General features: G+C 45.1%; 19 protein-coding genes and 2 riboswitches. Of the genes, 13 read left to right on the top strand and 6 right to left on the bottom strand.

What is annotated here, in order from left to right; translation table 11 throughout:
• Positions 1-8: 8 nt before the first annotated feature.
• The 6 genes from AC0C66_RS20410 to gabP all read right to left on the bottom strand — a co-directional run bounded on the left by AC0C66_RS20410 (position 9) and on the right by gabP (position 5,665).
• A complete protein-coding gene (locus tag AC0C66_RS20410; protein WP_014112898.1) occupies positions 9-167 on the bottom strand; it encodes a hypothetical protein in 159 nt (52 codons plus the stop codon).
• A gap of 186 nt (positions 168-353) precedes the next feature.
• Complete coding sequence (locus AC0C66_RS20405) at positions 354-563, bottom strand: cold-shock protein (RefSeq protein WP_003219370.1); 210 nt, start codon at positions 561-563, stop codon at positions 354-356.
• An 82-nt stretch (positions 564-645) separates the two neighbouring features.
• Positions 646-1,461 carry an alpha/beta fold hydrolase gene (locus AC0C66_RS20400; RefSeq protein ID WP_014112899.1) on the bottom strand — a complete coding sequence of 272 codons (816 nt, stop codon included), beginning with the start codon at positions 1,459-1,461 and terminating at the stop codon, positions 646-648.
• Between the two features lie 15 nt (positions 1,462-1,476).
• Positions 1,477-2,466: a DUF4003 family protein gene (locus AC0C66_RS20395; RefSeq protein WP_461845907.1), complete on the bottom strand. Its 990-nt coding sequence runs from the start codon at positions 2,464-2,466 to the stop codon at positions 1,477-1,479.
• 98 nt (positions 2,467-2,564) lie between these two features.
• The gene (gene cotA, locus AC0C66_RS20390; protein ID WP_041521139.1) at positions 2,565-4,106 is read right to left on the bottom strand and encodes an outer spore coat copper-dependent laccase CotA; all 1,542 of its coding nucleotides are present in this window, start codon (positions 4,104-4,106) and stop codon (positions 2,565-2,567) included.
• Between the two features lie 152 nt (positions 4,107-4,258).
• On the bottom strand, positions 4,259-5,665 hold the full coding sequence (gene gabP / locus AC0C66_RS20385; protein ID WP_472973694.1) for a GABA permease: 1,407 nt from the start codon (positions 5,663-5,665) through the stop codon (positions 4,259-4,261).
• 413 nt (positions 5,666-6,078) lie between these two features.
• Between gabP and mneS the strand changes: the two genes are divergently transcribed.
• The 13 genes from mneS to purB all read left to right on the top strand — a co-directional run bounded on the left by mneS (position 6,079) and on the right by purB (position 20,445).
• Positions 6,079-6,951, top strand: coding sequence for a manganese transporter MneS (mneS, locus tag AC0C66_RS20380; RefSeq protein ID WP_472973693.1), 873 nt, complete (start codon positions 6,079-6,081; stop codon positions 6,949-6,951).
• A gap of 150 nt (positions 6,952-7,101) precedes the next feature.
• Positions 7,102-8,064 carry an AAA family ATPase gene (locus tag AC0C66_RS20375; RefSeq protein ID WP_072565865.1) on the top strand — a complete coding sequence of 321 codons (963 nt, stop codon included), beginning with the start codon at positions 7,102-7,104 and terminating at the stop codon, positions 8,062-8,064.
• Entirely contained in the window at positions 8,064-9,260 is a 1,197-nt protein-coding gene (locus AC0C66_RS20370; protein WP_087987794.1) for a DUF58 domain-containing protein, read from the top strand. The genes AC0C66_RS20375 and AC0C66_RS20370 overlap by 1 nt, the downstream gene beginning before the upstream one ends.
• A 21-nt stretch (positions 9,261-9,281) precedes the next feature.
• Positions 9,282-11,495 carry a DUF4129 domain-containing transglutaminase family protein gene (locus tag AC0C66_RS20365; RefSeq protein ID WP_461845906.1) on the top strand — a complete coding sequence of 738 codons (2,214 nt, stop codon included), beginning with the start codon at positions 9,282-9,284 and terminating at the stop codon, positions 11,493-11,495.
• 162 nt (positions 11,496-11,657) lie between these two features.
• The gene (gene guaA / locus AC0C66_RS20360; protein WP_003219388.1) at positions 11,658-13,199 is read left to right on the top strand and encodes a glutamine-hydrolyzing GMP synthase; all 1,542 of its coding nucleotides are present in this window, start codon (positions 11,658-11,660) and stop codon (positions 13,197-13,199) included.
• 144 nt (positions 13,200-13,343) lie between these two features.
• Positions 13,344-13,445: riboswitch (purine riboswitch) on the top strand.
• Between the two features lie 135 nt (positions 13,446-13,580).
• Positions 13,581-14,903 (top strand): hypoxanthine/guanine permease PbuG, encoded by a 1,323-nt coding sequence (gene pbuG / locus AC0C66_RS20355; RefSeq protein WP_461845905.1) that lies wholly within the window; start codon positions 13,581-13,583, stop codon positions 14,901-14,903.
• 209 nt (positions 14,904-15,112) lie between these two features.
• Complete coding sequence (locus tag AC0C66_RS20350; RefSeq protein WP_014112909.1) at positions 15,113-15,916, top strand: hypothetical protein; 804 nt, start codon at positions 15,113-15,115, stop codon at positions 15,914-15,916.
• A 158-nt stretch (positions 15,917-16,074) separates the two neighbouring features.
• Positions 16,075-16,242, top strand: a complete 168-nt coding sequence (locus AC0C66_RS20345) for a Fur-regulated basic protein FbpA (RefSeq protein WP_014112910.1) — start codon at positions 16,075-16,077, stop codon at positions 16,240-16,242.
• 214 nt (positions 16,243-16,456) lie between these two features.
• Entirely contained in the window at positions 16,457-17,011 is a 555-nt protein-coding gene (locus AC0C66_RS20340) for a DUF2179 domain-containing protein (RefSeq protein ID WP_041520875.1), read from the top strand.
• Positions 17,011-17,208, top strand: a complete 198-nt coding sequence (locus AC0C66_RS20335; protein ID WP_003219403.1) for an NETI motif-containing protein — start codon at positions 17,011-17,013, stop codon at positions 17,206-17,208. Before AC0C66_RS20340 ends, AC0C66_RS20335 begins: the two co-directional genes overlap by 1 nt.
• Before the next feature lie 79 nt (positions 17,209-17,287).
• Positions 17,288-17,389, top strand: a riboswitch (purine riboswitch).
• Between the two features lie 140 nt (positions 17,390-17,529).
• A complete protein-coding gene (gene purE / locus AC0C66_RS20330; protein ID WP_003219405.1) occupies positions 17,530-18,018 on the top strand; it encodes a 5-(carboxyamino)imidazole ribonucleotide mutase in 489 nt (162 codons plus the stop codon).
• Entirely contained in the window at positions 18,011-19,153 is a 1,143-nt protein-coding gene (gene purK, locus AC0C66_RS20325) for a 5-(carboxyamino)imidazole ribonucleotide synthase (RefSeq protein ID WP_072181557.1), read from the top strand. The genes purE and purK overlap by 8 nt, the downstream gene beginning before the upstream one ends.
• A complete protein-coding gene (gene purB, locus AC0C66_RS20320) occupies positions 19,150-20,445 on the top strand; it encodes an adenylosuccinate lyase (RefSeq protein ID WP_024715850.1) in 1,296 nt (431 codons plus the stop codon). Before purK ends, purB begins: the two co-directional genes overlap by 4 nt.
• The last annotated feature ends 47 nt before the right edge of the window (positions 20,446-20,492 follow it).

Below are 20,492 nucleotides of genomic sequence, written 5' to 3'. Positions count from 1 at the left end.
GTGGTTTTTTAATGGACGAGGTGCAGGGCTAATGATCCGAGCCATGTAAAGAGATGGATCAGAGGTATCGACAAAAACAGAAGTTCAACATAAGCGTTGATTGCAAGGTTCAGCTTTTTGAACCTAGCTCTTTTTTTCAAGTCTTTTTGCTGCTGGTTTGCGATCACGTTATCACTCCTTAAATATCCATATAATACCATTAAAATAGGCAAAAAGCCCTAAACATTTACAGTTTGGGCTTCTTTCAAATTTACGGACTCTTGCAATGAGAGGCTTTTATTCTGGATATAGAATTTGCGTCTCCGTTCGAGGATTGTTTGCTTGCAGGAGACTGCATTTGTTATAGGGAAGAGCTAGCTTGTTTTCGTTTGGCTGTTGTTTTGGAGATTTACTAATGAACGGATGCCGTCGATCATTTTGCTTCCGCACAAAGGGCATGATGGCGAGTCACTGCTGGCAAAGTTTTTTCTGGTCCAGCCGTTGCAGTCTTCTTTTGTGCATTCCCATGTACTCACATCTTCTTTAGGCAGCGGTTCTTGATTACGTTTGTTATAGTAAGACATAAAGTCACTTCTTCCCTCATGTATTTTACTGCACATTTCTTATTGTCTCATACTTTTCCTCAATCTCCTAATTCCTTTTTCTTTATGGTTTTCCAATCAGACCATCTAAAAAGGAGAGGAGTGTACTGTTAAAAGCGTCGGACTCTTCTAAAAACGGGCAATGGCTGCTTTTAGAAAAGGTGACGAGCGTCGAGTTTGGAATATTGCTGCGCAAGTGTTCCCCAGCTGCTGTCGAGAAAAATTTCCGGTCTTCTCCGAAGCACAGCAATGTCGGCACATTGATGTTTTGAAGGGTGCCGCGGTAATCAGCAGCCGTTTGGTTAAATAAAATCGTGCTTGAAATGGCAGCCGGCTGTTTGAGGATTTCTGCCAGCATCCATTCTGTTTCTGTCTCGGCAGGCGGTTCTGCGAACATATTATGGATAAAACTCTCGTAGAATGGCAGCGGGTCAGTCTGAATGGCGTGCATCGCCGTTTTTAAGCCGTCAAAATCAAACGGGCCGTGTTCCCAGCCCTTCCACTGATAGTCGGAAGCGGATTGATCGATGATTACAGCTGCTTGTATGTTATCATTCCCAAATTGATTGAGATAATCCCATACGACGAAAGCGCCCATTGACCAGCCGGCAAGAACGGCATGATCGAGCTCCATTACTTTTAGAAATTCCCTTACGTCACGGGCATATTGAGAAATGGTGTGTCCGTGAAGCACTTTGTCAGATTCGCCGTGTCCTCTAAGGTCGAGACGAATACACTGATAATTGGCAGAAAGTGCTGAAAATTGTTTGTGGAAAAATTGTCCGCTCATCAGCACGCCGTGTATAAACAGGATCGGTGTACCACTCCCGTGCGTTTCATAATATAAGCGTGTCTGATCTTCTAATGTGATGTATGGCATGTTTTCCCTCCTTCTCTAGTTTCCGTCATGAGAATGACTGGCTGCTGTTGAGCTGATGATAGCAGCTGTCGCGGCTGCCTGCTGGGCTTGAATGACCGTTTCGATTGCGGTGTATAGTCCTGATTCCATCAGCAGATTTTTCTCCATATGCTCACTGAGATATAGGCTGACAGCAATTTTGAAATTCATTTCCTTTTGCCATTTAAATGCTTTTTCTTGGTTTAATTCGTGAGTGATGCCCAAAACGGCTTTGAGATTTGGCTCTTCCAGAAATGTGAGAAGGGCAAGATCTGGATAATGGTAATCCTTTAACTTTTTGAAAGAATCAGTGATGGATTGATATATATATTTGCATTGGGAAACAAGCGTTTCAGGGTCTTTTTCACTTTGCAAGGCCAGAATATGGCTGACCTGGTGTAAGTACTGTCCTTTTTTAAACCCGTTGGCCGCCAGCAGCTGATAGCATGTTTCCGCCTTGTTTAGCGCCTGCAAACCTTTTCCGTTTTCGCCAAGCAGTACGGCAAGCGGAATATTCTGAGTTGAAGTGAGGAAATAATGATTTTTCTTCATCTGCTGATAAACAGATAGCCCCATGTTCATCTGTTCTCTTTTGTTTGTCGTTTCAGATTTGCCGGTGAGCAAGATCAGAGCGGAAAGGTACGTGAACATATCCCGCTTATATCCAAGCTTCACCATTTCATTGTATACATCGATGAAAGTATGAAACGTTTGTTTTGCCTCATGCTGAAAATGAATGTCCAGCATAGAAGCTACAGTAAAGCGGTGGTGCGAATTGAGTGTTGAGAAGCTGCTGATGTTTGATTTGATATAGCTGCTCAAATCATAAAAGCGCTGAAAGTCAAACTCTCTTTTATTCACAATATATGCAGAAGAAATGAGCATTAATATCTGATCGTGTGCGACTTTCCATTTTAATTTTGATTTTAATTCGGCATAAATGGAAATGTATTGTTTTGTTTTTTCATTTAGGTCGTTTGTCAGCATAAAAAGCAGCTCCTTTTTGCTGTTTTTATGTTATACGAAAAATGGGGCTATAAGTTTCATATAGAAAAAACTTGCCTGCGAGAGGCAAGTTTGTCGGGTTATTTACGGGGATCTGTTATATCCATCGGTCTCATCATGTCATAGTCTTCATGCTCAAGAATATGGCAGTGCCATACGTATCGTCCGCTGTATGGCCCGAATGTCGCCGCGATTCTCAGGACTTCACCTGCATGTGCTTGAATGGTGTCTTTCCAGCCCTTTTCACTTGGCGGCGGCGGGACAGCCGGGCCGGTGTAGGACAATTCCCCTCTTTCTTGATAACGCGCGATATCAAACGGACGCCGGTCTAACACACGGAAGGAGACCAAATGCAGGTGGATCGGATGTGTTCCGCGTGTCGGATTGACGATGGACCATATTTCAGTTGTGCCGGCTTTTGGTGCTTCTGTGACAGGATCGTGCCAGCGTTTGTTATTGAGAAGAAGGACGGGTCTGCCGTATTCGTCTTGGGTGCCTGCCAGTTTCAGTGTTCTGATGTTGTGTATTCTTTCATTCTGCACGGAAGGGTATGAGGCGAGGTACTTTGGCTTTCTGCTTTCGTCTTTTTGTGCCAACGGTTTTGTGACTCTGAATTGCATGATATTCGCATCTGTTTCTGGATTAACGTCACCTCCGCAGCCCTCGCTGTTTGCCAAAATGATTGATTGTCCTTCATAGGCTGTGAAGTCAATGATGATATCGTAACGTTCAGCGGGCGCAAGACTGAAAGAGTTCAGTTTTACAGAGCGCGGCAGGAGCCCTCCGTCTGAACCAATCTGAATAAACTCCCCGCCATTATCGAGTGACAGGTTATAGGTTCTCGTATTGGAGGCGTTGATGACGCGAAAGCGGTATTTCCTAGGTTCGACCTCCAGGTATGGCCATACCTTCCCGTTGACGAGTATGGTTTCTCCGCAAAAAGCCGGAACGATTGAAGGGTTAGGCAGTGACGGGGAAGGGTTTTCCGGCCCGCTTGGATAAAACAAAGAACCGTCCTCGTTGATCGTGCGGTCTGTGATCAGAAGCGGCACGTCGTATTCACCGGAAGGCAGCTTTAAGCGTTTTTCCTTTGGATCGTGAATAATATAAGCGCCAACAAGTCCGGCATAGACATTCAGCCTGGTGAGCGCCATGGCGTGATCGTGATACCACAAAATAGCACCGCGCTGCTGATTCGGATAATGATAAACCTCTCGTTTAAAGTAAGGGCCTGTTTGTTCAAAGTCTTTGGAAAACCAGGCCTCTGGATACCCGTCACTATCATCTGGCGTGACGCCTCCGTGTAAATGAACAACAGTCTTTACTTCTGGCTCTTCATGCTGGCTGTCACTGTGATGAATCGTGTGATCGATCGGAAGGAAATGCTCTGACGGAAGGTTGTTCATCCATTTCACATACACGTTTTCGTTTCTTTTGGCCTCAATGGTAGGCCCGGGAAATAGGCCGTTGTAGCCCCACAGGTGGGTCGGGGGGAGATCGCGGTGAAGCTGATGGGCGCATTCCTCCATGGTGACTTCATAGTATGTTTTTTCTTTTGATTGCTGCACTGGCTTTAGTGTATCTGGGATTGGGAGAGCATCCACAAATTTTTCAAGTGTCATTTTCATCTGTCCTTATTTAAATTTTCCAAATTGGTATTATAGTTAATGATCATAAGGACGTGATGGTTACAAAAAAATCTGCGTGCCGCTGCCTTCCCTAAGAAGAAATAACAAAATCCTAAACGGCAGGTCGTTTAGGATTTGATCAGCATTTAAGGCAGGATGTCGGGCTGCTGTGTGACTGGCTTGGCTGCCGCTTTCTCGCTCACCTTCCGTTTTCTGAGCACCAGATAAGAAATCAGAACGATTCCCGTGATAACGCCTGTCAGCAGCAGCTCGTCTCTCATGGAATGAATAAACGCCATAGATACTAAAATTCCGCAGATGGCTATGATGGTTAAGTAGGTTAGGAAAGGGAAGAGCCACATTTTGATTTTCAATGCTTCAGGATTTGTTTTTTCGAGTTTTTTTCGCATTCTTAGCTGGGAAACAGCGATGACAAGATAGACGAGTAAAGCAATTGCGCCTGATGAGTTGACTAAGAATAAAAAGACGGTGTCCGGTGAAAAGTAGTTCATTACAACAGCGATATATGAGAAAAATGTTCCGGCGACAATGGCTTGTACAGGAACGCCTTTTTTGCTCAATTTCATAAAACGGCGCGGCGCTTCGTTTCTTTCTGCAAGCGAATACAGCATTCTGGATGTGGTGTACAAACCCGAATTCAGGCAAGAGAGTACGGCTGTGAGGACGATAAAGTTCATAATCTGTGCGGCTGCCGGCACTCCAATATGCTCAAGTACAGCGACGAAAGGGCTTTCTAAAATATTTGCTGAATTCCAAGGCAAAAGCGCCACAACAACGGCGATAGAGCCAACGTAAAAGACGATGATGCGCCATACAACGGATCGGGTCGCTTTTGTGACGGATTCGATCGGGTTGGATGTTTCTCCCGCTGCAATGGCAACAATTTCTGTTCCCATAAAAGAGAAGATGACAACGACAATGCCGAGCAATACGGAGCTGATGCCTTCCGGGAAAAATCCGCCTTTGCCTGTAATATTGGATAAACCCACTGGTTCACTGCCAGGCGCAAAGCCAAAAATAAAGGCAAAACCAACGATTAGAAACGCGATGATGGTAACAACTTTAATGAGGGAGAACCAATATTCGAACTCACCGAAAGACTTAACGGAGTAGACGTTTGTCAGGGTGAGCACGATCGTCAAGATCAAACTTGTCAGCCATAGCGGAATATCATGGAACCAGTATTGAATAATGCCAGCACCAGCAATGGCTTCGATTGCGATGACAATCACCCAGAAAAACCAATACAGCCAGCCGATTGTAAATCCTGCCCACGGCCTGATGGCATCATGAGCGTATTGAGAAAACGATCCGCTCGTCGGGTTTACGGCAGACATCTCACCGAGCATTCTCATGATAAAAATGACCAATAAACCGGCTAACGCGTAAGAAATAATGGCACCGGGTCCGGTCGAGTGAATCACTGAACCGCTGCCTACAAATAGGCCGGCTCCAATCACGCCGGCGATCGAAATCATTGTCATATGGCGGGTCTTTAATTCTTTTTTTAATCCTGATTGAGACTGGTTCATAAGTTGCCTCCTTTAAGAATGAAGTCATTACTGAATATTATGATAATTGAAACTCTATCATAAATATACAGTTTGTCGAAAATTCGTGTAAGAAAATATAACAGTTTATTTAAAATTTGTAGGGTTTTACTTACAAGTGTTTTCAGCAGATATGCTTGGAATAAAAGAAAAAATGTTTCTGTCATGATTCATTTTGTAGGCTGTTATAATTTCCTAATATACAGCAGATCACGAGATGTTTTGGTGTCATTGAATTTGAAGGTCTTTTTAGAGGAGAAAATAAATTGGTTTAGAGAAAAAATGTTCTATCGTCACTATTTTCCTGTGGCGAGTGAATCATGTTTCTGTAGACCCACTGCGGTTCAGCTTTGTATCATAATAATAGGAAAACGCGAGCGGAGAGGAGGTTTTGTATGGAGAGATATAACGAACTGAAAAAAGGAGAAACCGGGGCGCTGGTCAGTATTGCCGCGTACCTTGTTCTGTCCGCGATTAAGCTGATCATCGGTTATCTCTTTCATTCGGAAGCACTTACGGCAGACGGATTAAATAACACAACTGACATTATTGCTTCTGTTGCTGTGCTGATCGGCCTGCGTATCTCTCAAAAACCTCCTGACGAAGATCATCCATACGGCCACTTTCGGGCGGAAACGATTGCATCACTTATCGCATCTTTTATTATGATGGTTGTCGGACTGCAGGTGCTGTTCAGCGCCGGGGAATCTATTTTTTCTGCTAAACAAGAGACGCCGGATATGATTGCGGCTTGGACGGCAGCGGGCGGGGCAGCCCTGATGCTTGCAGTCTACCAGTACAATAGAAGGCTGGCCAAAAAGGTGAAGAGCCAGGCGCTCCTTGCCGCGGCTGCTGATAATAAATCAGATGCGTTTGTCAGTATCGGTACGTTTATCGGAATTGTGGCTGCGCAATTTCACCTTGCTTGGATCGATACGGTCACGGCGTTTGTGATCGGTCTTCTCATTTGCAAAACGGCATGGGATATTTTTAAAGAATCATCTCACTCTTTGACAGATGGCTTCGACGTAAAGGACATTTCAGCTTATAAACAGACGATCGAAAAGATCTCGGGTGTAAGTCGTTTAAAAGACATTAAAGCGAGATACTTGGGCAGTACAGTCTACGTTGATGTGGTGATTGAGGTATCAGCAGATTTAAATATTACGGAAAGCCACGATATTGCCAATGAAATTGAGCGGAGAATGAAGGAGGAGCATGCGATTGATTATTCGCATGTTCATATGGAGCCTTTAGAACACAAGTAATTGAGCTTCCTGTCACAGGAAGCTTTTTTGTGTGATTTGTCCTGCTTTATTGGAAACAATTTGCTAGAATCGTTTTTTTATACAGATCGCTTTTTGTGGTAAAGTTAGGTTACAATATGAAGAATTTTGTAGATGACTAGGAGGAAAAGAATGGCATACCAAGAAGACCTGCATCCTTTGCTGGGGAAAGCAGTTGAACATATTAATAGAGTAATGGTTGGAAAACGAGACATAGCCATACTCAGCTTAGCAGCCATTCTTGCCAAAGGGCATGTGCTGCTTGAGGATGTACCCGGAGTCGGAAAAACGATGATGGTCCGCGCGCTGGCAAAGTCAATCGGCGCCGATTTCAAAAGAATCCAATTCACTCCGGATTTGCTGCCATCTGATGTAACAGGCGTATCCATCTATAATGCAAAAACGATGGAATTTGAATACCGTCCCGGCCCGATTATGGGAAATATCGTGCTGGCCGATGAAATCAACCGCACCTCTCCGAAGACACAGTCTGCTTTGCTTGAAGCGATGGAAGAGGGAAGCGTAACGGTAGATGGCCATACGATGCCGCTTGCCGCTCCGTTTTTTGTAATGGCAACGCAAAACCCGGTCGAATATGAAGGGACCTATCCTTTGCCGGAAGCCCAGCTTGACCGTTTTTTATTCAAACTTCGCATGGGTTATCCGTCCTTTAAGGAAGAGTTGGACGTGTTATCTCTTCAGGAAAACAGCCATCCGATTGAGACGCTCGAGCCGGTTATAACAAAAGAAGACTTCATCCGTTTGCAGCGGGAAGTGCAAAATGTCCGCGCCGATGACAGCATAAAAGAATATATTGTTGAAATCGTGCAGAAAACGAGACAGCATGCTTCTGTTCAATTAGGCGTCAGTCCGCGCGGATCAATTGCTCTCATGAAAGCGGCCCAAGCATACGCGCTGCTGCATCATCGCGACTATGTCATTCCGGATGATATTCAATATTTGGCTCCTTTTACGCTTCCACACCGGATGCTGCTGCAGCCTGAGGCGAAGTTTGAAGGGATCGAGGCAGAAACGATCGTACGGGAGATCATGTCAGCTGTGAAGGTACCGGTTCAAAGGTCGTCGATCCACTGATGAAGAAGAAATTGCAATGGTTCGTATATGGGTGGAAGCTGATTGTATTAACGTTATTGACGGCTGCTGTTTTTTCTTACGCGATGTTTCAAGGCGGCTTTGTCAGCTGGTTTTTGTTTTACGCGTTTCTCCCTTTTGTCGTGTATGCCGGGCTGCTGGCGTTGTATCCGCTCCGCTCTTTTCAGGCTTCACGGCAAATGGCCAAAACACAATTACATGCGGGGGACAGGCTGGGCGTGTCGGTTACGCTGAGAAGGAAGCTGCCGTTTCCCATGATGTATATGGTGATTGAAGATTGCCTGCCAGAAGGAATCGAGTCATTGAACCGAGACGAAGCCGTGGCCAAACGGCTCGTTTTTCCTTGGTTTAAACGGAGTATGACGATGTCGTATGAATTAGCTCGGGTACCGCGCGGAGAGCATCATTTTCATGCTGTCAGAGTGCGAACTGGGGATGTCCTCGGCTTGATTGAAAAAACAGCTTTTTATGAGCTGGAAGACACCCTATTTGTTTATCCATCCTTTCAGCGTCTTTCTTATCAGGTGAATGAGAGGCATCAGGAAGACGGTGTAAGCGGTTCTTCCCCTGTTCATCAGCACCATTCCGCAGTCGCAGCAAGTGTACGGAATTATCAGCCGGGAGACCGGTTTGCTGCATTAGACTGGAAAACTTCTGCACGGCGGAGCCAGCTGATGACGAAGGAATTTGAACCGTCTCGAAGCAAAAACCTATTTCTTCTGATGGACCGTTCTTCCTCTGAAGCATTCGAAGAGGTCGTTTCTGTGACAGCTTCAATTCTTCATTCTGTCTTAAAAAACGGCGTGGGGGCAGGCTTGGCCTCGGTCGGAAAGGAAAAAACGATTTTTCCAATTCAGGAGGGGGAGCATCATTTTAACCACATGCTTCGGCATTTAGCCGTCGCTCATTGTGATGCGGATGATCCGGTAAGTCGATATGTACGGGAGGAGCTGGGGAAGCCATCTGTTCGCCAGGCTGACAAAGTGATCGTCACGGGGCAGTTCACGGAAGATTTGCTGAACATCGCAGAAACCAGGGGAGGCCGGGTTACAGTGATACTGGCAAAAGAGAAAGATGCTGAACTTTCCCAAGCTGAAAATGTCATGATCGAACGGATGATGAAACGTCAAATCAGAGTTCAGGTCATGAGAGGCGGACGAGTTTCGCGTGTTGTTTAGAAAGAGAGGTGACGGGTGCACATGCCGCACGATGATCAGAAGGGAAGCCGTTTGAGCTTGCTGTTATTTTATTTTCTGGCGTTTTTATTGCTGTGGGAGTGGCTCAGGCCGCTTGACAGTTTTACAGATACGAAACATACGGGCTTTTTTAGTGTCTTTATCGGTTTGACGTTTCTGCTGACTTTTTTCAGGATGAGGTGGTTTGTCACCGTTCCTTTTTGTGTCATATTTACGCTGATCTCGATACACATCCTGTTTTATCAAGGTTCTATATTTGACTTGAGCTGGGTCAGCTCTTTTTTACAGGATATCTATTTGAATATTACGTTGATTCAATCAGGGCAATGGAATGACATGATTCCTTCGTTTCGGACCCTGCTGTTTTTTGTGCTGCTGTGGCTGTTGGTCTATCTCCTTCATTATTGGGTGATTTACCAGAGAAGAATTTTGTTTTTCTTTATCATGACAGTAGCGTATATTACGATTCTTGATACCTTTACGCCATATGATGCCACTTTTGCCGTCATCCGTATCGTGCTGATCGGCTTCTTTATGCTGGGCCTTTTATACTTAGACCGCATCAAGCTGATGGAAAGAATTACACTGCCAAAAACATCTGTCCTGAAATGGTTTCTTCCTTTATCTGTATTGGTTTTTGCTGCGGTGGGATTCGGACTTGCGGCTCCGAAATCAGAACCGGCTTGGCCCGATCCGGTACCTTTTCTCAAAAAAATCACGAATCAAGATCATGTGCCGGCTGGAGAAAGCAAAATCGGCTACGGGAACCATGATGAATCACTCGGCGGCCCGTTTCAGCAGGATGATACACCTGTTTTTACATGGCAGGGAAAAGAGCGTACGTATTTCCGTGTGGAAACGAAGGATACGTATACAGGAAAAGGCTGGATTGAAACAGACACAGGCATGTCCTATCAGCTTAGCGGAGGAAAAGTAGAAAATCTATGGTTTGACCATAAGGTTGCGACAGAGCGCAACACCGTCCGTGTAAAAGTCGATGAGCACTACGGGTATAACCATGTGATGTACCCGATCGGTGCAAAAACCATTCAGCCAAAGCGGGCTGTCTCACTTGAAATGAACGGGAACACGGAACAAATTTCTCCGATTAGTGAACAAGCCGGCGAGATCAGAAATATGGGGAGCTATAAAGTTACGTACAATTCCCCGGTCTACAAGCTGGATGAGCTGAGAAAGGTAAAAGTGAGAAACAACAGTGAGGAATACAGATTCAGCGACCGCTATATGCAGCTACCGGATTCACTGCCTGAGCGGGTAAGAACCCTTGCGATCAAGCTGACTCAGGATCAAGATAATATGTTTGATAAAGTGAAAGCGGTCGAGGACTACTTAGGATCAAATGAGTTCACATATGAAACCGAAAACGTGTCCATCCCTAAGAATGATGAGGATTATGTCGATCAATTTCTGTTTGAATCAAAGATGGGCTACTGTGATAACTTTTCTTCCGCTATGGTAGTGCTACTGCGTTCGGCCGGCATTCCGGCCCGCTGGATAAAGGGTTATACGTCGGGTGAATATAAAGAAGCAGGAAACAAAATCGGCAGCATTTACGAAGTGACCAATAACAATGCCCATTCCTGGGTAGAGGTGTATTTCCCGGAACAGGGCTGGGTCACATTTGAGCCGACTAAAGGATTTACAAATCCGGCTGAGTTTACTTCCTCTGACACAAAGGATTCTGGCAGCGAGAACAGCAGCTCGCCGGAGAAAACAAAAGAGGAGCAGAAAGAAGAGAAAAAACAGCCGGAAAAAGAGGAAAAACAAAAGGAAAAACGGGAGCCAGCTGGTTCTAAAAAGCCGTCCGCTTCACATACAAATGCCGGTGCGGGCTGGTATTTAGGACTTGCAGTTCTCGCAGTTCTCCTGGTGACAGCGGTATTGCTGTATGTTTTCCGTTCGTTATGGATTCCTGTTTTCATTGTGAGAAAATTGAAGCGGCGCAGCGATCAGTACGTGTTTTTTGAGGCGTATGGCGCGCTGCTGAAACAGCTGAAGAGAAGAGGACTGCCGAAACGAGACAGTGAAACGCTGCGTGATTATGCAAAACGAATCGATGGAAAATATGACTCGGAAGACATGTCAAAGCTGACATTACGCTATGAACGGGCGCTTTACAGAAATGAAGATTCGGCAGCGCTTTGGAATGAATCCAGAGAGTTATGGGAAAATTTAATTAAAAGAAGATGGTCTTGACCGCTTATCAACGTGTTGTTAGAATTAGTGAATATTATCGGAGTCTGGAAGCGAGTTGCCTGACTCCGACAAAACGGCCTTGCCAAAGAGGGCGGAGCGAGCTTCATATCTGTCCTCGTTTTTTTCTGTGTCAAAAAACTTAGAGGAGATTAGGTGACAACCATGACAAAGTTAGTGAATGAAATGATTCTTGTCCTTGATTTCGGCAGTCAGTATAACCAGCTGATTACACGCCGTATCCGTGAATTCGGTGTATACAGCGAGCTGCATCCCCATACATTGACGGCTGAAGAAATTAAAGAAATGAATCCAAAAGGAATTATTTTATCCGGCGGTCCAAACAGTGTGTATGATGAAAACTCTTTCCGCTGTGACGAGAAAATCTTCGAGCTTGATATTCCTGTTTTGGGAATTTGCTACGGCATGCAGCTGATGACTCATTACCTTGGCGGTAAAGTTGAAGCGGCAAGCCAGCGTGAATACGGAAAAGCAAACATCCACATCGAAGGCACACCTGATTTGTTCAAAGATCTTCCGAACGAACAAGTGGTTTGGATGAGCCATGGCGATTTGGTTGTAGAAGTTCCTGAAGGCTTCACTGTTGACGCGACAAGCCATCACTGCCCGAATTCAGCGATGAGCAAAGCCGACAAAAAATGGTACGGCGTTCAGTTCCACCCGGAAGTGCGTCACTCTGAATACGGCAATGACCTTCTGAAAAACTTTGTATTCGGCGTTTGCGATTGTGAAGGCAAATGGTCAATGGAGAACTTTATCGAAATCGAAATGCAAAAAATCCGTGAAACGGTCGGGGACAAACAGGTTCTTTGCGCGCTGAGCGGCGGCGTTGATTCCTCTGTTGTTGCTGTTTTGATTCATAAAGCGATCGGCGACCAGCTGACTTGTATCTTTGTAGACCATGGTCTTCTCCGTAAAGGCGAGGCTGAAGGTGTTATGAAAACATTCAGCGAAGGCTTTAACATGAACGTGATTAAAGTAGACGCAAAAGACAGATTCTTAAATAAACTAAAAGGCGTTTCTGACCCTGAGCAAAAACGCAAAATCATCGGTAATGAATTCATTTACGTGTTCGATGATGAAGCGGACAAGCTCAAAGGCATCGACTACCTTGCACAAGGAACGCTTTACACAGATATCATCGAGAGCGGTACTGCAACGGCGCAAACGATCAAATCTCACCACAATGTCGGCGGGCTTCCTGAAGACATGCAGTTTGAACTGATCGAGCCGTTAAACACGCTCTTCAAAGACGAAGTGCGCGCGCTTGGCACAGAGCTCGGCATTCCGGATGAAATCGTATGGCGCCAGCCTTTCCCAGGACCGGGCCTCGGAATCCGCGTTCTTGGTGAAGTAACAGAAGAAAAACTGGAAATCGTTCGCGAATCAGATGCGATTTTGCGTGAAGAAGTAGCAAATCACGGGTTAGAGCGTGATATCTGGCAATACTTCACTGTTCTTCCTGACATCCGCAGCGTTGGTGTTATGGGTGATGCAAGAACATATGATTACACAATCGGAATTCGCGCCGTTACATCAATCGACGGCATGACATCTGACTGGGCGCGTATCCCGTGGGATGTGCTAGAAGTCATTTCTACACGTATCGTAAACGAAGTGAAGCACATTAACCGCGTGGTGTACGATATTACAAGTAAGCCGCCTGCGACGATTGAGTGGGAATAATAATCAATTAACGGAAACCATCTTTTTGGCGATTTTGCCAAGAAGATGGTTTTTTCTGTTTATTACGAACAAAATCGAATTTCATCCGACTATTGTTCGTTTATTTATATTGTCATTTCAAATTGAAGTTGGTACAATAGACACAGAAATCAAATAAGATGAATTCGTATAATCGCGGGGATATGGCTCGCAAGTCTCTACCAAGCTACCGTAAATGGCTTGACTACGTAAACATTTCTTTCGTTTGATATAAATAAAACACGTTTATTTATTCAAACTGAAATCCGTCTGTAGTCAAGCGTCCCAAAATGTATTGGGGCGTTTTTTATTTGGCGTTTTCAGGACAGAATAAATAGCAAAGAGTGAAGGGAGTCAAATAGCTTGAAAACGTTTTTTCAGTTTGATGAGCTGGGCACCAGCTATCGCAATGAAATCATTGGCGGATTAACGACTTTTTTATCTATGGCATATATTCTGTTCGTCAATCCGATTACACTTGCTTTGGAGAGCGTGAAAGATTTTCCGGAGGCGCTGAGAATTGACCAAGGTGCGGTCTTTACAGCAACAGCGCTGGCGTCTGCAGCAGGCTGTATTTTAATGGGATTGATAGCGAGATATCCGATCGCCATTGCGCCTGGTATGGGGCTCAACGCGTTTTTTGCGTTTTCTGTCGTCCTTGGCATGGGCATTTCCTGGCAGGCAGCTTTGTCTGGTGTTTTTATTTCAGGTCTTATTTTTGTTGCTCTTTCTTTAACAGGTTTTCGTGAGAAGATCATCAACGCCATCCCGCCTGAGCTGAAATTGGCAGTCGGCGCGGGTATCGGCCTGTTTATTACATTTGTTGGATTACAAGGTTCAGGAATCATTACTGCAAACCCTTCTACACTCGTCACCATCGGAAACATTCACAGCGGTCCTGTGCTGTTAACGATTTTCGGTGTGATTGTAACGGTTATTTTAATGGTGCTTCGCGTTAACGCGGGCGTGTTTATCGGGATGCTGTTAACAGCAGTTGCCGGCATGATTTTCGGATTGGTTCCGGTTCCGTCTCAAATTATCGGCAGTGTGCCGAGCCTTGCGCCGACTTTCGGACAAGCGTGGATACACCTGCCGGATATTTTCTCCGTCCAAATGCTGATCGTCATTTTAACGTTCTTGTTTGTCGGATTTTTTGATACAGCGGGTACACTCGTTGCTGTGGCGACTCAAGCTGGTTTAATGAAGGAAAACAAATTGCCGCGTGCGGGCCGTGCGCTTTTAGCTGATTCATCTTCCATTGTAATCGGTGCCGTGCTTGGTACGTCTACCACAACTTCTTACGTTGAATCAAGCTCAGGTGTCGCTGCGGGCGCCCGTTCAGGATTTGCGGCAATTGTAACAGGTATTCTCTTTTTACTGGCTACGTTTTTCTCGCCGCTTTTATCAGTCGTTACATCAAATGTAACAGCGCCGGCGCTTATTATTGTTGGTGCATTGATGGTGGCGCCGCTTGGCAAAATCGCTTGGGATAAGTTCGAGGTGGCCGTTCCCGCTTTCCTTACCATGATCATGATGCCGTTAACGTACAGCATTGCGACCGGGATTGCCATCGGATTTATTTTCTATCCGATTACAATGGTGTGCAAAGGAAAAGCCAAAGAGGTTCATCCGATCATGTACGGACTGTTTGCCGTATTTATCCTGTACTTTATCTTCTTAAAATAAGGAATGAAAACCAGCTGCCAAGGCGGCTGGTTTTTTTGTTGCAAAAGGTAAAACCATTTCATACGATATACCGTCATGTAGATGTGCCGCCATGCTTTACTTAAATGGAAATGACTTGACTGTTCAGGAAGGCTTCGGTACCTTATATAAGTGTTTTATTTTCTTGCTGAATGGTATTCCGCCGTATTTTTTTGATAGGAGTTGCTGACATGACGGAAGAAAGAAAAGAAACGTTTGAAGAAGAAGTTAACCAGAGTGAAAGAATAGATGCAGATGAAGAACCGCTATCGAGAATGTCCAGAAATGCCAGCAGGCAAAGCAAGCAGAAGCAAAAACAAAAGCAGAAACCGCACCAGGAACGCGGTGTATCAACTGCTAAAGACAAGCTTGCGTCTGTATGGGCAGCCATCAACAGATATTGCGGTTTTGCGTTCTCGATTTTGAAATCACCGGCGAAAACCGTCGTAGCGGATGGTTTTTCTCATTATAAGTATGGTCTGATTTCAATGCTTATATTCAGTATGATCTTTTCAATCGGGAACTGGTTTCAGTTAAAGGCGAGCTGGAATCGGCCGCTCGGTTTCGGAGAACGCCATCACGCTTTTTATGACGGATTTTTAGTCGTTCTTGTGTATTTGCTTCTCTTTTTCGCGGTAATGGTCTTAGCCGTATGGGCCGTCTCCCGCTATATGATGAAGCAGAAGGTGACGTTCAGGGAAGCGGCTGCCGGTTTGGGTTCATTGCTTGTACCAGTGATTGCTGTTTCAATCCTTTGGCTGATCTTTGCGATCGTGAATATCCCGATGCTGACAGTTCTGTTTACAGTGCTGATCTTGTTTTCGATCTTTTTTATGATGGCGCTGTATGTGCAGCGTCTGTATCAGGCGGCACAGGATGCACCGATTGACTATATCTATTGTGTATTTGCTGTGGTTGCGATAGCGCTGCTGTTTGCAGCAGTGACTTGGCCGTTGATTTCTGAATATTTTACGGCGTCGCTGATTCCGCTTTAATGAAAAAACCGGCTAATCCAAGCCGGTTTTTTTATGTCACACTTTTTACAAATATATCTAAAAAACATAGTTGATTTGTAGGATTAATCCATGTATGATAGGGAAAATGCTGTAAACGTCCAGCGCACAAACCTTTATGTTTAAGGAGGATGATGGACATGGCTGATTTACTTCGCCGAGCGATTAATCAAAAGAAACAATTTTTAAAAACCAAATTACTGCTCTCGGAATTTTATCAAGGAAGAGGGGAACAGCTGGCTCATTATACGCTGAGTGAGCTTGAGAAAGAATACAAGTCCCTTCTGAAAATGAAAAAAGAGATCTGACAATATATGAGAAGAGGTGAGTCTGCTGAAAAGCGGGCTTTTTTATTTTGATTTTGAAAAGGTGAGAAAGAGGGTAAACTACTACTGTTCAATCTCATAAAGCGTGTCGAAATATTTTCCTTAGGCTCATGGCCTCAGCTCATTGTAAACGACTCATTTCTCTAGTAGAATATGAATGCTTTATGCAAGATGAAGAGTAGGGGGATGAAATAAAATGATGCAAACCATCTTATCAAATGGGTTAGCCATGGTTCTCATAATTCTCATTATTAATATTGTCTATGTGTCATTTTTTACGATAAGAATGATTTTAACGCTGAAAGGCCAGCGTTATTTAGCGGCCGGCATCAGTACGATTGAAATACTGGTTTATGTGACAGGGCTGAGTCTGGTGCTCGATAACTTAGACCAGATTCAAAATGTGATCGCGTACGCGCTCGGTTACGGTCTTGGCGTGATTGTCGGCATGAAAATAGAAGAAAAATTGGCGCTTGGCTATATTATGGTCAATGTGATTACGAAGGAGCTCGATCTTGATCTTCCGAGGCAGCTCCGTGAAAAAGGCTACGGCGTGACAAACTGGGTGGCCGGCGGGCTTGAAGGTGACCGCACCGCCCTTCAGATTCTGACGCCGAGAAGATATGAACTTCAGCTATATGATACGATTAAAACGCTTGATTCAAAAGCTTTTATTATTGCATATGAACCAAAAACAATCCATGGCGGCTTCTGGGTCAAAGCGGTGAAGAAGAGGAGAATTAAAGAATAATGGCAAAGCCGAAGAAGAAAAAGTTTGAAGTAACAGAGCAGCAAACGATTGATGCGGTGCTTCAGCAAATGAAAGAAGAAGGATATCTGCCTGTAAGGCGAATGGAAGAGCCTATTTTTATGGAGAAAAAGGAAAATGGGTCAATTCAGATCGTTCCGTGTGGGAAAAAAATCGTATTTGAAGGGAAATTGATCTAAAACACGAACATTAGTTGAATGAATTTTTGTATCGTTCGATAATATCGTTGACATTATCCATGTCCGTTGTTAAGATAAACATGAAATCAAAACACGACCTCATATAATCTTGGGAATATGGCCCATAAGTTTCTACCCGGCGACCGTAAATTGCCGGACTATGCAGGAAAGTGATCGATAAAACTGACATGGATATATCGCAGAAGCGAACGACTGACGATACATGTACCATGCCCGGTTTGTATTGCTTCCTCATAAGTGCAATGCAGAGCGGGTATTTTTTATTTTCTGAAAACAAAAGCATTAGAAGGTGGGAACAGAATGCAGCCGCTAGTAGGAATCATCATGGGAAGCACTTCCGATTGGGAGACAATGAAAAACGCATGCGACATACTTGACGAACTCAATGTTCCGTACGAAAAAAAGGTCGTTTCCGCTCACCGGACGCCTGATTTCATGTTTGAATACGCTGAAACTGCCAGAGAAAGAGGCATCAAGGTGATTATCGCCGGTGCCGGAGGAGCGGCCCATCTTCCAGGGATGACGGCGGCGAAAACAACTCTGCCGGTCATTGGAGTACCGGTTCAGTCCAAGGCGCTGAACGGGCTGGATTCACTTCTTTCTATCGTGCAAATGCCTGGAGGTGTGCCTGTTGCGACAACAGCCATCGGCAAAGCAGGCGCTGTGAACGCAGGCCTGTTAGCGGCGCAAATTTTGTCAGCTTTTGACGAAGACCTTGCCCGTAAGCTGGACGAGAGAAGAGAAAATACAAAACAGACGGTGTTAGAAAGCAGTGATCAGCTTGTCTAAACAAATCATCTATCCGGGAGCTGTAATCGGCATTATCGGCGGCGGCCAGCTTGGGAAAATGATGGCTGTGTCCGCCAAACAAATGGGATATAAAGTCGCGGTCATTGATCCAGTGAAAGATTCGCCGTGCGGGCAGGTTGCGGATATCGAAATTACCGCTCATTACAATGACCGTGAAGCGATTCGAAAATTGGCTGAAATCAGCGACATCATCACGTATGAGTTTGAAAACATCGACTATGATGCGCTGCATTGGCTAACAGGTCATGCGTATCTCCCGCAAGGAAGTGAGCTGCTGCTCATTACCCAAAACCGTGAAACGGAGAAAAAAGCAATTCAAGCGGCGGGCTGTGAAGTCGCGCCGTACAGCATCGTCAAAACAAAGGATGAACTGAAACAGGCGGTACAGGAGCTTGGGCTTCCAGCAGTCCTGAAAACATGTCGCGGCGGATACGACGGCAAAGGCCAAGTTGTGATCAAGGAAGAGGCGCAAATTGAGCAGGCTGCAGCTCTTTTAGAACACGGAACCTGCATTCTCGAAAGCTGGGTTTCTTTTAAAATGGAACTGTCGGTAATCGTCGTCAGATCGGTAAACGGCGAAATTGCAACATTTCCGGCAGCTGAAAACATTCACCATAACAATATTCTTTCCCAAAGCATCGTGCCTGCACGGGTGGAGGAAGGGATTCAGAAGAAGGCTGCTGATTTAGCCGTTAAGCTTGCAGACGAGCTTAACCTTGTCGGACCGCTTGCTGTTGAGATGTTCCTGACAGAAGACGGAGAGCTTTTGGTCAATGAACTGGCGCCAAGACCGCACAATTCAGGGCATTATACACTGGACCTTTGCGAAACGAGCCAGTTTGAACAGCATATCAGAGCGGTATGCGGCCTTCCGCTCGGGAAAACAGATTTGCTGAAGCCGGGCATGATGGTGAATCTTCTCGGCGATGAAGTGAAGCTTGTGGAGGAAGAGCCGGAGCTTTTAAAAGAAGCAAAGCTATATATATACGGAAAACATGAAATCAAAAAAGGCCGCAAAATGGGGCATATTACATTTATGAAGCAGCCTGAAGACCATTGGATTCAGGAGATCACAAATAAATGGATGAATAGAGACGGAGGACAAGCAGAATGATCGAACGTTATTCAAGACCTGAAATGTCCGCGATTTGGACGGATGAAAACAGATTTCAAGCATGGCTGGAGGTAGAGATTCTTGCCTGTGAAGCGTGGGCGGAGCTGGGCGTCATTCCGAAAGAAGATGTAAAGGTCATGCGCGAGAACGCGTCATTTGACATCAACCGCATTTTAGAAATCGAACAGGACACGCGCCATGACGTTGTCGCTTTTACACGCGCCGTTTCCGAATCACTGGGTGAAGAAAGAAAATGGGTTCACTACGGCTTAACGTCAACTGACGTTGTTGATACTGCTCTTTCTTACTTATTAAAACAGGCAAACGATATTCTGCTCAAGGACCTTGAGAGATTTGTTGACATTATAAAAGAAAAAGCGAAAGAACATAAATACACAGTCATGATGGGGCGCACACACGGCGTACACGCTGAGCCTACAACATTCGGCTTAAAACTTGCGCTTTGGCATGAGGAAATGAAACGGAATCTTGAGCGTTTCAAACAAGCGAAAGAAGGCATCGAGGTTGGGAAGATTTCCGGCGCTGTCGGCACATATGCGAACATTGACCCGTTTGTTGAGCAATATGTATGTGAGAAGCTCGGATTGAAAGCAGCACCGATTTCAACTCAAACCCTTCAGCGTGACCGCCATGCTGACTATATGGCGACACTTGCTTTGATCGCGACAAGCATCGAGAAATTCGCAGTGGAGATCCGCGGACTGCAAAAGAGTGAAACACGCGAAGTTGAGGAATTTTTCGCGAAAGGGCAAAAGGGTTCATCTGCGATGCCGCACAAACGCAATCCGATCGGCTCTGAAAACATGACAGGAATAGCACGCGTGATCCGCGGCTACATGATGACGGCTTACGAAAATGTTCCATTATGGCATGAGCGCGATATTTCTCATTCTTCAGCAGAACGGATTATTCTTCCGGATGCGACAATCGCTCTGAACTACATGCTGAACCGCTTCTCTAACATCGTGAAGAACTTAACGGTCTTCCCGGAAAACATGAAGCGCAACATGGACCGCACACTCGGCCTTATCTACTCTCAGCGAGTGCTGCTTGCCTTGATTGACACAGGCCTGACTCGTGAAGAAGCCTATGATACAGTACAGCCAAAAGCAATGGAAGCGTGGGAAAAACAAGTGCCGTTCCGTGAGCTTGTGGAAGCGGAAGAGAAAATCACGTCCCGTCTTTCTCCAGAAAAAATTGCTGACTGCTTTGATTACAACTACCATCTGAAAAATGTTGATCTGATCTTTGAACGTTTAGGTTTAGCATAGAAGAAGCTTTTAGGCGGCTTCTTCTATGCCGCCTTAGTTTGAAAATT

The organism is Bacillus sp. VA13 (genome assembly GCF_055710085.1).
Note: the sequence above shows the minus strand (reverse complement) of the source record. Positions and strands in the feature narration are given on the sequence as shown.